Annotated in this window: 14 protein-coding genes; 5 read left to right on the forward strand and 9 right to left on the reverse strand. The window is 65.2% G+C overall.

Translation table 11 applies throughout. The annotated features are described in order from the left end of the window. The first annotated feature begins 113 nt into the window (after positions 1–113). Positions 114–1,001, forward strand: a complete 888-nt coding sequence (locus EN786_RS03275; protein ID WP_127282398.1) for a GNAT family N-acetyltransferase — start codon at positions 114–116, stop codon at positions 999–1,001. A gap of 92 nt (positions 1,002–1,093) precedes the next feature. On the opposite strand, the gene EN786_RS03280 is transcribed toward EN786_RS03275, so the two are convergent. Both EN786_RS03280 and grpE read right to left on the reverse strand, forming a co-directional pair. Further along, the gene (locus EN786_RS03280; protein ID WP_127282397.1) at positions 1,094–1,726 is read right to left on the reverse strand and encodes a trimeric intracellular cation channel family protein; all 633 of its coding nucleotides are present in this window, start codon (positions 1,724–1,726) and stop codon (positions 1,094–1,096) included. Positions 1,727–1,840: 114 nt separating this feature from the next. Next, a complete protein-coding gene (gene grpE / locus EN786_RS03285) occupies positions 1,841–2,476 on the reverse strand; it encodes a nucleotide exchange factor GrpE (RefSeq protein WP_127282396.1) in 636 nt (211 codons plus the stop codon). A 227-nt stretch (positions 2,477–2,703) separates the two neighbouring features. On the opposite strand from grpE, the gene EN786_RS03290 reads away from it, so the two are divergent. Together EN786_RS03290 and EN786_RS03295 are read left to right on the forward strand one after the other, a co-directional pair. Then, positions 2,704–2,904, forward strand: a complete 201-nt coding sequence (locus EN786_RS03290; protein WP_127282395.1) for a hypothetical protein — start codon at positions 2,704–2,706, stop codon at positions 2,902–2,904. 95 nt (positions 2,905–2,999) lie between these two features. Further along, positions 3,000–4,022, forward strand: a complete 1,023-nt coding sequence (locus EN786_RS03295) for a fatty acid desaturase (protein WP_127309358.1) — start codon at positions 3,000–3,002, stop codon at positions 4,020–4,022. Positions 4,023–4,117: 95 nt separating this feature from the next. Here the strand turns inward: EN786_RS03295 and EN786_RS03300 are convergent, their stop codons facing one another. The 7 genes from EN786_RS03300 to cysG all read right to left on the reverse strand — a co-directional run bounded on the left by EN786_RS03300 (position 4,118) and on the right by cysG (position 11,499). Next, positions 4,118–4,738 (reverse strand): DJ-1/PfpI family protein, encoded by a 621-nt coding sequence (locus EN786_RS03300; RefSeq protein ID WP_127282393.1) that lies wholly within the window; start codon positions 4,736–4,738, stop codon positions 4,118–4,120. Between the two features lie 190 nt (positions 4,739–4,928). Further along, complete coding sequence (locus EN786_RS03305; RefSeq protein WP_127309359.1) at positions 4,929–6,536, reverse strand: GMC family oxidoreductase N-terminal domain-containing protein; 1,608 nt, start codon at positions 6,534–6,536, stop codon at positions 4,929–4,931. 88 nt (positions 6,537–6,624) lie between these two features. Next, positions 6,625–7,158 (reverse strand): DUF934 domain-containing protein, encoded by a 534-nt coding sequence (locus EN786_RS03310; protein WP_127282391.1) that lies wholly within the window; start codon positions 7,156–7,158, stop codon positions 6,625–6,627. A 137-nt stretch (positions 7,159–7,295) separates the two neighbouring features. Then, the gene (locus tag EN786_RS03315; RefSeq protein WP_127282390.1) at positions 7,296–8,060 is read right to left on the reverse strand and encodes a phosphoadenylyl-sulfate reductase; all 765 of its coding nucleotides are present in this window, start codon (positions 8,058–8,060) and stop codon (positions 7,296–7,298) included. Then, a complete protein-coding gene (locus EN786_RS03320; RefSeq protein WP_127282389.1) occupies positions 8,035–9,705 on the reverse strand; it encodes a nitrite/sulfite reductase in 1,671 nt (556 codons plus the stop codon). Before EN786_RS03320 ends, EN786_RS03315 begins: the two co-directional genes overlap by 26 nt. A 43-nt stretch (positions 9,706–9,748) precedes the next feature. Beyond that, a complete protein-coding gene (locus EN786_RS03325) occupies positions 9,749–10,054 on the reverse strand; it encodes a DUF2849 domain-containing protein (protein WP_127282388.1) in 306 nt (101 codons plus the stop codon). Continuing rightward, complete coding sequence (gene cysG, locus EN786_RS03330) at positions 10,051–11,499, reverse strand: siroheme synthase CysG (RefSeq protein WP_135907961.1); 1,449 nt, start codon at positions 11,497–11,499, stop codon at positions 10,051–10,053. Before cysG ends, EN786_RS03325 begins: the two co-directional genes overlap by 4 nt. On the opposite strand from cysG, the gene EN786_RS03335 reads away from it, so the two are divergent. Together EN786_RS03335 and EN786_RS03340 are read left to right on the forward strand one after the other, a co-directional pair. After that, positions 11,498–11,692 (forward strand): hypothetical protein, encoded by a 195-nt coding sequence (locus tag EN786_RS03335; RefSeq protein ID WP_127311751.1) that lies wholly within the window; start codon positions 11,498–11,500, stop codon positions 11,690–11,692. The genes cysG and EN786_RS03335 overlap by 2 nt on opposite strands. Positions 11,693–11,906: 214 nt before the next feature. Then, a complete protein-coding gene (locus tag EN786_RS03340; protein ID WP_127311752.1) occupies positions 11,907–12,356 on the forward strand; it encodes a host attachment family protein in 450 nt (149 codons plus the stop codon). Positions 12,357–12,456: the final 100 nt, after the last annotated feature.

The following is a 12,456-nucleotide window of genomic DNA, read 5'->3' on the forward strand; positions in this document are numbered from 1 at the left end:
TTCGCCAGCCGACGAAGTATTGCCCGCCGCGCCGTATCACGGTACTGTCACAATCCTGTTGCACCTACACCGTATCCCCGTGCCAAGAGGGATGGCTCGAAGGAGAATCACTCGTGCATACAGTTATGCCGGAATGTGACACTCGGCCGAACGCGGGCGGCGCCCTGCTCGCCACGCGGACGGCTGATGCCGTCGCAACAGGCGCCCCTCTCGGCCGCATTGGCAATCTCGAAGTCCGGCTTGCCCGCAACGAAGCCGAGATCGCTGCCGCGCAGGAGGTCCGCTACCGGGTGTTCTATGACGAGCTTGGCGCCAGGAAGGACCTGTTCCAGGCGCAGGACCGGCGCGACGCCGATCGTTTCGATCCGCTCTGCGATCACCTTTTGGTGTTCGACACATCGCTTCCCGGCCCTGAGCATCGCCGCATCGTCGGCACCTACCGGCTGCTGCGGCAGGAGATCGCGGCGACGGCTGGCGGCTTCTATTCCGAGGGCGAGTTCGAACTGACCAATCTGATCGCCCGTCATCCCGGCCAGCGTTTTCTCGAGCTCGGCCGCTCCTGCGTGCTTAAGGAATACCGCTCCAAGCGCACCATCGAGGCGCTGTGGCAAGGCATCTGGGCCTATATCAACCACTACGGCATTGGCGTGATGACGGGCTGCGCTTCCTTCCACGGCATCGTGCCGGCGGCGCATGCCGAGGCGCTAACCTACCTCGCCCATCACTGCCGCACCAATTCGGCGTGGGACGTCAAGGCGGTTGCCGGCCGCTACTGCTCCATGGACCTGATGCCGATCGAAGCGGTCAACGCCAAGGCGGCCATCGCGTCCATGCCGCCGCTGGTCAAGGGTTACCTGCGCGTCGGCGCCCGCATCGGCGACGGCTGCGTCATCGATCACGAATTCTCGACCGTCGACGTCTTCGTCGTCATGCCGGTCAAGGAGATCGGCGCGCGCTACGTCAACTATTATGGCGGGGAAGGCCAGCGCTTCGCGGCCTGACGCGAGTAGGCAGTAGGCAGTAGGCAGTAGGCAGTAGGGGAAGACATCACGTTCACGCTCCCCTGATTACTGACTATTCCCTAATCCCTCCATCACGGAATATCCTCCGGCCGCCGCCCGGGCCTGCTCTTGTAGGCCGGGAAGGCCCAGCCGAATTTGAGCGCGCCGCCGCGCACCGCGAATGCCGCGGCGAAACCCACCAGACCGGCCGCCAATGGCGGCAGGCCGGCAAGATCGCCGACGGTGAAAAGCGCCGCACCCGCAAGCGCAGCCGTGACGTAGATCTCGGGCCGCAGAAGCACCGATGGCTCGCCCGCCAGAAGATCGCGCAGGATACCGCCGAAGGTTGCGGTCAGCACGCCCGTAATGGTGGCGACGACCGGGGACCCGGTGATGGCGAGGCCCTTGGCGGCGCCCATCACCGAGAAGGCGGCGAGACCGATGGCGTCGAGCCAGAGCAGCAATTTGTAGCGGGATTCGACCAGATGGGCGCTGAAGAAGACCAGCACCGCGACCACCACGCAGATCAGCACATAATCGCGGTTGCCGACCCAGAACACCGGCAGGTTGAGGATGACGTCGCGCAGCGTGCCGCCGCCGATACCGGTGACGCAGGCCAGGAACAGAAAGCCGATGATGTCGAGTTGCTTGCGCGAAGCGGCAAGCGCCCCTGTCGCCGCGAAGACGGCGACGCCGGCATAGTCGAGAAGCTCGATGAGGTTCATGGGAATAAGGGAATAGGGCAGTAAGGGAGTAGGGGAATAGGGACCTCTAGATAGCACAAGCCGCGTGAATAGTCCCGCCGCTGTCCCTACTCCCTTACTGCCCTACTCCCTTAACTACGCATCCTTCTCGGCCTGCTCGTTCACCGGGCCGGGCTCGACCGGCGCCTCGGTGGCCGCGGCCTTCGGGCCGCCCTTGGCGACGCCGACCATGGCCGGCCTCAGCACGCGGTCGCCGATCGAATAGCCCGGCTGCACGACCTGGACGACGGTGCCGGCGGCAACGTCGGGATTGGGCACCTCGAACATCGCCTGATGGAAGTTCGGATCGAACTTCTCGCCCTCCGGCGCAAGCTTCTTCACCCCATGCCGTTCCAGCGCCGAAAGCATGGCGCGCTCGGTGAGATCGACGCCCTCGATCAGCGCCTTGAAGCCGGCATCTCCGCCAGCCTTTGCCTCGGCCGGAATGGCGTCCAGCGCGCGGCGCAGATTGTCGGACACCGACAGCATGTCGCGGGCGAAATTGGCGACCGCATAGGTGCGCGCGTCATGCACGTCGCGCGCGGTGCGGCGGCGCAGGTTCTCCATCTCGGCCGCCACGCGCAGCGCGCGGTCCTTCAGTTCCTCGTTTTCCTTCAGCAGCCGCACCAGCGCCTCATAGTCGCCGTCGACGCTGCCCTGCGGACGCTCGCCACTGGCCTCGGCAGGCTCGATATCCTCGGGCGCGCGTTCGTCTTTTGCCTGGTCGCTCATCGCCGTTTCCCGTCATTCCGAATGGTTTGGATTTGCGCCCGATATCGAGGTTTGAGGGCCAAAAATCAAGGGGCAAGCGACCCAGCGCAGTTTCACGGCGTCTCCAGGGAACGTTCGACATTAAATCAAATTTTACCTTAATCGCCGGCTTCGCTTGCGAGAAAGCGACGGCGAGGGAACCATTGCCGGGTTGAGGGAGTTTCGAAGCCGACACAGGATTTGGGACAATGAGCGGCAACAAAGGCGAACGGCGCGCGGAACTCGCCGCCGATATCAGACGACAGCTTGGCAGCGAAGCGACGAAGCGCTTCCTGCGCACGCTGCCGTCATTCCGCCTGGAAACGAACACGCCCGAGCATTTCCGCAACCTGCTCGACCAGCTCGATGACATCGAGACCAGGGCCGCCAACGGCGAACGTCGCCAGTAGGCCGCACGAACCGCGGGCATCGCGCGACAATTACGCGCAGTAATTTCGCGTGATCGCCGTCTTGCTGGGGCGGGATGCGCTGCCTATGCTCCCTGATGAACATGATTTCCCCCGAGACGGCGGCAAACAGCAAGCGCGCCTGGTTGAAGATCCTGGCGCGCTACAAGAAGCCTGACCGGCGGCGCAGCGCCATCGAACTAGCCATAACCCTCATCCCTTTCGTCGCACTCTGGGCTCTATCTTCTGCCGCCTATTCCTACAGCCATTGGTGGGGGCTGACCCTCGTCGTTCCGGCGGCCGGCTTTCTGGTGCGGATATTCATGATCCAGCACGATTGCGGCCACGGCTCCTTTTTCGCCAATCGTTATGCGGACGACTGGATCGGCCGCGCCCTCGGCGTGCTCACGCTGACGCCTTATGATTGCTGGCGGCGCGCCCATGCCACCCATCACGCCAGCGCCGGCAATCTCGACGAGCGCGGCATGGGCGACATCAGGACACTGACCGTCGCCGAATACCGGCAGCTATCCTGGCCTGGCCGCCTTGCCTATCGCCTCTATCGCCATCCGCTGGTGATGTTTGGTCTCGGCCCGATATGGCTTTTCATCTTCGAGCAGAGGCTGCCGGTCGGCATGATGCGCGGCGGCCTGACGCCGTGGGTGTCATCCATGGCGACCAATCTCGGCATCGCGCTCGCCGCGGTGACGCTCATCTGGCTTGTCGGGCCGGGCGCGTTCCTGGTCGTCCACCTGCCGATCGTGATCCTCGCGGGCTCGGCCGGCGTCTGGCTGTTCTATGTCCAGCATCAGTTCGAGGAGACCGAATGGGCGAAGGATCCCGATTGGGAATTCCAGCGCGCCGCGCTGCATGGATCGTCCTACTACGACCTGCCGCCGGTGCTGAACTGGTTCACCGGCAATATCGGCGTCCATCACGTCCACCACCTCTCCGCCAAGGTGCCGTGCTACCGGCTTCCGGAAGTGCTGCGGGATTATCCGGAGCTGCGGCGGATCGGCCGCGTCACGCTTCTCGACAGCCTGCGCTGCGTGAAGCTGGCGCTATGGGACGAAAACCGCGGCAAGCTGGTGTCGTTCCGCGAAGCGCGGCTTGCCGCTTGAGGCATGCCGCTCAAGGGCGTTTCGGCGCGCCTTAAGAGCGGCTCAATATCCATTGCCCGCCGCACCGGGATGCGGCGGGTTTCTTCAAACCTTGCTCAGGCCGCCTTGCGTTCGTCGCGCATCAGCGCCTTGCCGTCGCGGATCTCGGTGCCGAGCACCTTCAGGCATTCGCGCATGAACGCTGCAAGGCCAGGCCAGCCCTTGGCCGATACCAGATTGCCATCGACATGGGCGCCGGTCGGCGCGACATCGATGTAGATGCCGCCGGCCAGCGTCACCTCCGGCTCGCAATATTGCAGCGCCGCGACCTCGCGGCCGCGCACCACGCCATCGACGGCGATCAGGATCTGTACGCCGTGGCAAATGGTGAAGATCGGCTTGCCGGTCTCGTGGAAATGCCTGACCAGCGCCTGCACCCGCTTGTCGATGCGGATGTATTCCGGCCCGCGCCCACCGGCCGCATAGACGGCGTCGTAATCGGCCGGGTTCACCTCGGCGAAGCTCTTGTTGAGGATGTAGTCGTGGCCGAGCTTTTCGGTGTAGGTCTGGTGGCCTTCGAAATCGTGCAGCGAGGTCTTCAAGATGTCGCCGGCCTTCTTGTCGGGGCAGACGACATGCACCGTATGGCCAACCGCATGCATGGCCTGTTCGAAGACGAAAATCTCATACTCCTCGCTGAACTCGCCAACGAGCATCAAAATCTTTTTGCCTGCCATGCCGGTTCCTCCCTTAGCTGGCTATTTATTTCGAGGCACGAAATATAGCCCTATCGTAAGGGCAAGCAGGCCGGAGGGGAAGCGCAAATCGCACGATTGGTCCTACCAGATTGATTCCGTGGCGCCCGGCGAGCGATAAAGGCAGGGCTTCCGGAGCAAAACCGGGCAGGCTGGTCTGACCAAGATGGCGTCAGGCTGCCGCCCGGATCATATCCGCCGCCTTCTCGGCGATCATGATCGTCGGCGCATTGGTGTTGCCGCCGACGAGTGTCGGCATCACCGAGGCGTCGACGACGCGCAGCCCTTGCAAGCCGCGCACCTTTAACTGCGGATCGACGACCGCCATCTCGTCGATGCCCATCTTGCAGGTGCCGGCCGGGTGATAGATCGTGTCGGCGCGGGCCCTGATATGCGCCATCAGCTCGGCGTCGCTGGCAGCGCCGGCGGTATAGATTTCCTTCTGGCGATACCTGGCCAGCGCCGGCGCTTCCAATATGCCGCGCATCATCCGCACGCCCCGGAGCAGAAGCTCGGCGTCGCGCTCGTCCTCGAGGAAACGCGGGTCGATGCGCGGCGGCGCCAGCGGGTTCGCGCTCGTAAGCCCGACCTCGCCGCGCGAATGCGGCCTCAGCACGCAGACATGGCAGGAGAAGCCATAACCCATATGCAGCTTGCGGCCGTGATCGTCGACGATGGCGATGCAGAAATGCAGTTGCAGGTCGGGCCGCTCGGCCGCCGCGTCGGATTTGAGGAAGGCGCCGGCCTCCGCATAGGGCGTGGCGATCATGCCGGTGCCGTCCTTGCGCCAGCGCAGCATGTGCCTGAGCAGTCCGGGCAGGCCGCGGAGGCCGATGCCCATCAGCTCGGTCTCGCGCGACTTCCAGGCCAGGATGAAATCGAGATGGTCCTGCAGGTTCTTGCCGACACCGGGCAGTTCATGGACGAGCGGAATGCCGTGCACTGCCAGCTCCACCGCCGGACCGATGCCGGAAAGCAGCAGCATTTGCGGCGAGCCGAACGCGCCACCGCACAGGATGACCTCGCGCCTGGCTTCCGCCGCGGCTTCGCTCTTGCCGGCACGATAGCGCACGCCCGTCGCGCGCTTGCCGTCGAGCACCACGCCGGTCGCCTGCGCGCCGGTGATGACGGTGAGGTTCGGCCGGCCCATCGCCGGATGCAGATAGGCTGCCGCGGCCGAGCAGCGCTCGCCATTGCGTTGCTCGCCCCAGAATTGCGTGACCTGGTAGAGCCCCGCCCCTTCCTGCTCGGGCCCGTTGAAATCGTCGTTGCGGCGGATTTGGTTTTCGCCGCAGGCCTCGACGAAGGCTTTCGAGATCGAACGCGGTTCCTGCTGCTCGGCCACCCTGAGCGGTCCGTCGCCGCCGTGCAGCGCGTCAGTGCCGCGTTGATTGCCTTCGGCGCGCCGGAAATAGGGCAGCACCTCGCTCCACGACCAGCCGTCGCAGCCGAGATCGGCCCATTCGTCATAGTCGCAAGGATGGCCGCGCGTGTAGAGCATGGCGTTGATGGCGCTTGAGCCGCCCAGCGCCTTGCCACGCGGCTGGTAGCCCTTGCGGCCGCCAAGCCCTTCCTGCGGCACCGTCTCAAAGCCCCAGTTGTTGATCTTGGGCCTGCCCGGCAGCAGCGCGATGATGCCCGCCGGCGCGCGGATCAGGAGATCCTTGCCTTCGCCGCCCGCTTCGATCAGGCAGACCGTCTTCGATGCATCCTCGGAAAGCCTGGCGGCAAGCGTGCAGCCGGCGGAACCGCCGCCGGCGATGACATAGTCGTAGCGCATGGTCTCCTCCCGGCGGATGTTTCCGTCCGTGCGGTCAGAGAAAGCCTGCTTGCGCGCGTTGTAAAGACGTCGACGAGTTACCGCTGGGTCAGCCGGCGCGTTTGCGCCGCCAGGAATATTTCGGCCCCTTGGCCTCCGACTCGGCGGTCGGCTGGTAGTAGAGCCCCAGCCCGCCGGTGCGGCCTTCCTCCAGCCGCTTCAAAAGCACCGGGTTCGAGATTTCGAACTCGTCGAAGCCGACCCGCAGCATATGCGGCAGCTGGTCGACCAGCACCTGGCCGGTGGCGCGGACGGCGCCCTCGAAATGATGGCGGCTGCGCAGCAATTCGCCCTTGGAGAAGGAGCGGCCGTCATTGAACGCCGGGAAGGCCAGCGCCACCAGCGACAGCTGGTCGAGCAGGCCGACGATCTTGTCGAGCTCGTCGCCGGGCTGCAGCAGCACCCCGATGCGTTCCCTGGCCGACTTGCGCACCTCAAGGTCGAGCCCCAGGAACGCCTGCAGCGGCAGGATGAAGCGGCCGTTGCCGGCGAGCGCCTCGGCGCTCTCGGCCTGGATCCACTCGTCCTCGCGGAAACCGTTCGGGGTCCAGAGGCGGGTTTCCGATTTGGTCGGTTCAGTCATCAAAATTCCCAAAATCCAAAAATCAAAGGATGTGTCGCGTTTCAGGTCAGGCCGAGCCGGAGCGGAGCGTCCCGTGGGCACCGGAAACGCAGGAAACCGACGATTGCGGGCCGGCCTCACCTGAATATCAACATAGCCTAAAGGGATGCGTCGGTCAGCGACTTCTCCAGGCCGGAAAGGTGGATGCCGCACTCTGTCTTGGCGTGCCCGGCCCAGCGGCCGCTGCGCGCGTCCTCGCCCGGCTGTACCGGCTGCGTGCACGGGAAGCACCCGATCGACAGATAGCCATAGGCGACGAGCGGATTTTCGCGCAGCGCGTGCGCGCGCATGTAGTCGGCCTGGTCCGCCGTCGTCCAGTGTGCCAGCGGATTGATGCGGATGCGCGAGCCGACCGCCTCGAAGACCGGAAGCGCCGCGCGCGTCGAGGCCTGGAAGCGCTTGCGCCCGGTGAACCAGGCGCGGAACGGCTCGACGCCGCGCGCCATCGGCTCGACCTTGCGCACGTTGCAGCAGGCGTCGGTGTTGGTCTCGTGCAGCCTGCCGGTCGGATCGACCCGCTCGAGCGCGGCCTCTTCCGGCTTGATCACCCTGACGTCGGTGAAGCCGAAATCGGCGACCAGCGCATCGCGATAGCCGAGCGTTTCCTCGAAATGCTTGCCGGTGTCGAGGAAGATCACCGGCAGCGCGCGGTCGACCTTGGCGATCATGTGCAGCAGCACGGCGGAATCGGCGCCGAAGGAGGAAACCGCGGCGATGCCGCCGCGAAACAGCTCGTTCGCCGAGCGCTCGATGACCTCGATCGGGCTCAGGTGACCGTAAAGCGCGTCCAGCCCCGCCGCCTCGGCGGCGACACCGGCCTCGACATCAACGACCCGGTCAAGCGGCCTTGGTTTCGCCAGCATAGAGCGCCTCCTTGAACGGCGCGGGACCGACTCTGCGGTAGGCGTCGATAAAACGTTCCGAGGGACTGAGCCGAAGGCCGAGATAGGTATCGACGATCTGCTCGATGGCGTCGGTGATCTCTTCCGACGAGAAGCCGCGGCCGATGATCTCGCCGACGGAGGTGTTCTCGTCGGCCGAGCCGCCGAGGGTGACCTGGTAAAGCTCGGAGCCCTTCTTCTCGACGCCGAGAATGCCGATGTGGCCGACATGATGATGGCCGCAGGCATTGATGCAGCCGGAGATCTTCAGCTTTAATTCGCCGATCTCGCGCTGCCGTTCCAGCGAAGCGAAGCGCTGCGAGATCTCCTGCGCCACCGGAATGGAACGGGCCGTGGCCAGCGCACAATAGTCGAGGCCGGGGCACGAGATGATGTCGCTGATCAGATTGGAGTTGGCCGTCGCCAGGCCGATGTCGACCAGCGCGTCATAGACGGCCTTCAGATCGGCGCGCGCCACATGCGGCAGGATCAGGTTCTGCTCGTGGCTGACGCGCAATTCGTCGAAGGCGTATTTCTCGGCGATGTCGGCGACCGCCTCCATCTGGCTGTCGGTGGCGTCGCCAGGCACCTCGCCGATGCCTTTCAGCGAGATCGTCACCGCCGCATAGTCGGGATGGCGATGCGTCACCACATTCTGGTCGAGCCATTCCGAGAAATTCTTGGAATCGAGCCGCGCCAGCTTCACTGCCGCGTCGCCTTCCGGCCGCTCGGCCAGACCCGGCGGCGTGAAATAGGCGTTGATGGCCTGGATGTCGGCTTCCGGCAGCTTCAGCTCGGCGTCCTTCAGCTCCTGCCACTCGGCCTCGACCTGGCGCGTGATCTCCTCGACGCCGGTCTCGTGGACGAGGATCTTGATGCGCGCCTTGTACTTGTTGTCGCGGCGGCCATAGAGGTTGTAAACGCGCAGGATCGCCGTGCAGTAGGAGAGAAGATCGGCTTCCGGCAGGAAGTCGCGGATCTTCCGCGCCACCATCGGCGTGCGGCCCTGGCCGCCGCCGACATAGACGGCGAAGCCGAGCTCGCCGGCCGCGTTCTTCTTCAGGTGCAGGCCGATGTCATGCGTCTGGATGGCGGCGCGGTCGCGCTCGGCACCCGTCACCGCGATCTTGAACTTGCGCGGCAGGAACGAAAACTCCGGATGCACCGACGACCATTGCCGCAGGATCTCGGCATAGGGCCGGGGATCGGCGACCTCGTCGGCCGCCGCGCCGGCGAAGTGATCCGCGGTGACATTGCGGATGCAGTTGCCAGAGGTCTGGATGGCATGCATCTCGACGCTGGCGAGATCGGCCAGGATCGCGGGAATGTCGGACAGCGCCGGCCAGTTGAACTGGATGTTCTGGCGCGTGGTGAAATGGCCGTAGCCCTTGTCGTATTTGCGCGCGATGTGGCCGAGCATGCGCATCTGCTTGCTGTTCAGCGTGCCATAGGGCACGGCGATGCGCAGCATATAGGCATGCAGCTGCAGATAGACGCCGTTCATCAGCCTCAGCGGCCGGAACTGATCCTCGGTGATCTCGCCGGCAAGCCGGCGCTGGACCTGGTCGCTGAACTCGGCGACGCGGGCCTGAACGAAATCGTGGTCGAACTCATCGTAACGGTACATGCTTCGTCTTTCAGGGCGCGTCCGCCCGCATTGCCTGTTTGGTCTATGCCGCCCGCATGGGTTGCGGGCTCGCCTGCTTGCCGAGATCTTCGCGGATGGTCGGCCCGGCGGCGCGGATCTTTTCGCGCAGCCGCACCGGCTCGACCAACCCGTCGACCACCGTGACGTCGATCAAATTGACGTCGACCACCTCGTTGTTGGCGTAGGCCGCCGCGCCGATCGCTTCCAGCCGGTCCTCCGCCGCCTTGTCATGGGCGAGGTCGGCGCCGCCGACCGTTTCCGCCCAGCCGCCATCGGCGTACCAGACGGCGATGCCGTCGGTGAGCCTGTTCGCGGTCAGAACCTTCATTGTTCAACTCCTTCGGCCGTTGCGCTGGCCGTATCTTCATGCCTGTGTGCCGCGAGCGGCTCGGAACGTTCGAAATTGGCGCCGGCGACCGCGTCGCCGATGATGGTCATCACCGGACCGGCGAGATCGGCGCGGGCCTCCAGCGAAGGCAGGTCGGCCAGCGTGCCGTGGAAGCGGCGGCGGTTGCCGAGGCTGGCGTTCTCGACCACGGCGACGGCGGTGTCGGGCGACAGGCCCGCCTCGATCAGTCGGCCGGCGACTTCGGCCGCGACCGAGCGGCCCATATAGACGGCGACGGTGGCGCCGGAAATGGCGAGCTTGGCCCAGTCGGGCAGCGAATTGCCCTTAAGGTCATGGCCGGTCGTGAACACCAGCGAGGACGACACGCCGCGCAGCGTCAGCGGCAGTTCGAAATCGGCGGCGGCGGCGAAGGCCGCGGTGACGCCGGGAACCACCTCATAGGCGATGCCGGCATCGCGAAGTGCCGCCATTTCCTCGCCGGCGCGGCCGAACACCAGCGGGTCGCCCGACTTCAGCCGCACGACGCGCTTGCCCTCGCGGCCAAGCTCGACAAGCAGCGCGTTGATCTCTTCCTGGCTCTTGGAATGGCAGCCCTTGCGCTTGCCGACCGGCAGGCGCTCGGCATCGCGACGGCCCATGGCGACGATGGCTTCCGGCACCAGCGCGTCATGGACGATGACGTCGGCTTCCATCAGCAGGCGATGCGCCCTGAGCGTGAGCAGATCCTCGGCGCCCGGACCGGCGCCGACCAGCGCGATGTGGCCCGAGGCCGGCGCGTCGGAGACAAGCAGCTCGACGGCGGCATCATGCGCCCTCGCAAACTCGCCCGCCTCGACGGCTCGCGCCGGCGCGCCGGCGAAGAAATCGCGCCAGAAGCGGCGGCGGCCGGTGCCCTTCGGCAGCCGCTCGGCGGCGCCCCGGAAGGACGCGGCAAGCGTGGCCAGCGCGCCGAGCGACGGCGACAGCATGCGATCGATGCGGCCGCGCAGCATCTGCGCAAGAACCGGGCCGGCGCCTTCGGTGCCGATGGCGATGGCGACCGGCGCGCGGTTGACCAGCGCCGGCGTGAAGAAATCGCAAAGCTCTGGCCGGTCGACCGCGTTGACCGGAATGCACAAGCGGCGCGCATCCTCGGCAACGCGGCGGTCGAGCGCCTCGTCGCCGCTGGCGGCGAACACCATGGCCGCGCCTTCGAGATGCGCAGCCTCATAGGCGGCGGCGACATGGACAGCACCGGTCGCGGCAATGAAAGACAGCAGCTCTGCTTCGGCGGTTTGCGCTATGATGCGCAGCACCGCGCTCGACTGGCCGACGAGCCGCGCCTTGGCCAGCGCCGCCTCGCCGCCGCCGACAATGGCCACGGCTTCGCCCTCGACCCGCATGAAGACGGGGAAAGCGTTGAGCTTGGCATTGGCCTGCGGCATGGCGAGCAGATTCCTGAGCAATTTGGCAGTTTTACGCGCGGGCGTGAAAAACCAGAAGCAAAGCACTCGCGCATCCCGCGATGGCAGGCAATCGCTTTTTCGCAAGCGCGAAGAGGAGGAGAAAAAAATTCCACATCCGGGAGAGGATCGGATTGAAGCCGCTGTTGCGGGCCCTGATCTCAGGCGTTTTTAGCTGCAAATGCTCCACGCTGCAAAACAGATTTTTCTAAATTCTACCAATTTAGTAGATTAAGGCCGCAAAGATCGTCGCGGACTTGCACGCAATGTTGGATGAGCGCCGCAACGATATCGGAACATTCCTGCTTGAGCGGGCGTTTGCCATACGGACCCGCCCCGGCCTGCCGCCGCGAACGGTTCGCAACACGGCAAAAGCAGGAGGAGCCCGTATGAGCAATGTCACGCTGAAACATGGCCTTTGGATCGTGGTCGCCGATGGCGAAAAAGCGCTGTTCCTGCGCAATGAAGGCAACACCCGCACTCCGGACCTGCAGGTCGTGCAGGAGATGGAGCAGGAGAACCCCGCCACGCGCGAGCAGGGCAGCGACCGCCCCGGCCGCTACAATGACGGGCCGTCCATCCATCGCAGCGCGGTCGAGGACACCGACTGGCATCGTATCGGCAAGGAGCGCTTCGCCGACGACATCGCCGAACGGCTCTATGGGCTCGCCAATCGCGGCGCCTTCAAGGAGATCGTGCTGATCGCGCCGCCGCTGGTGCTGGGCGAAATGCGCCGGAAGCTCCACAAGCTTGTCGGCGACAAGGTGACGGTGGAAATTCCAAAGACGCTGACCAACCACACCATCCCTGAGATCGAAAGCCTGCTCCAGGCGGCCTGACGGCGCCCGCAAGCGCAATCCGCCCTTCGCCCGGCATTCGTGCGCCTTTGCCTTTCGATTTCACGGCTTTACGGGTTGCCTCGCGGCCATGCCTCCCCCC

The organism is Mesorhizobium sp. M4B.F.Ca.ET.143.01.1.1 (assembly GCF_004792275.1).
GTDB lineage: Bacteria > Pseudomonadota > Alphaproteobacteria > Rhizobiales > Rhizobiaceae > Mesorhizobium > Mesorhizobium abyssinicae.

Excerpts from the sequence above, each read along its gene's own strand:
- cysG (WP_135907961.1), bottom strand. The coding sequence starts at position 11,499 with ATGCCGCAGGCCAATGCCAAGCTCAACGCTTTCCCCGTCTTCATGCGG.
- EN786_RS03310 (WP_127282391.1), bottom strand. The coding sequence starts at position 7,158 with ATGACTGAACCGACCAAATCGGAAACCCGCCTCTGGACCCCGAACGGT.
- grpE (WP_127282396.1), bottom strand. The coding sequence starts at position 2,476 with ATGAGCGACCAGGCAAAAGACGAACGCGCGCCCGAGGATATCGAGCCT.
- EN786_RS03335 (WP_127311751.1), top strand. The coding sequence starts at position 11,498 with ATGGCGAGCAGATTCCTGAGCAATTTGGCAGTTTTACGCGCGGGCGTG.
- EN786_RS03325 (WP_127282388.1), bottom strand. The coding sequence starts at position 10,054 with ATGAAGGTTCTGACCGCGAACAGGCTCACCGACGGCATCGCCGTCTGG.
- EN786_RS03315 (WP_127282390.1), bottom strand. The coding sequence starts at position 8,060 with ATGCTGGCGAAACCAAGGCCGCTTGACCGGGTCGTTGATGTCGAGGCC.
- EN786_RS03305 (WP_127309359.1), bottom strand. The coding sequence starts at position 6,536 with ATGCGCTACGACTATGTCATCGCCGGCGGCGGTTCCGCCGGCTGCACG.
- EN786_RS03320 (WP_127282389.1), bottom strand. The coding sequence starts at position 9,705 with ATGTACCGTTACGATGAGTTCGACCACGATTTCGTTCAGGCCCGCGTC.
- EN786_RS03290 (WP_127282395.1), top strand. The coding sequence starts at position 2,704 with ATGAGCGGCAACAAAGGCGAACGGCGCGCGGAACTCGCCGCCGATATC.
- EN786_RS03340 (WP_127311752.1), top strand. The coding sequence starts at position 11,907 with ATGAGCAATGTCACGCTGAAACATGGCCTTTGGATCGTGGTCGCCGAT.
- EN786_RS03300 (WP_127282393.1), bottom strand. The coding sequence starts at position 4,738 with ATGGCAGGCAAAAAGATTTTGATGCTCGTTGGCGAGTTCAGCGAGGAG.
- EN786_RS03295 (WP_127309358.1), top strand. The coding sequence starts at position 3,000 with ATGAACATGATTTCCCCCGAGACGGCGGCAAACAGCAAGCGCGCCTGG.
- EN786_RS03280 (WP_127282397.1), bottom strand. The coding sequence starts at position 1,726 with ATGAACCTCATCGAGCTTCTCGACTATGCCGGCGTCGCCGTCTTCGCG.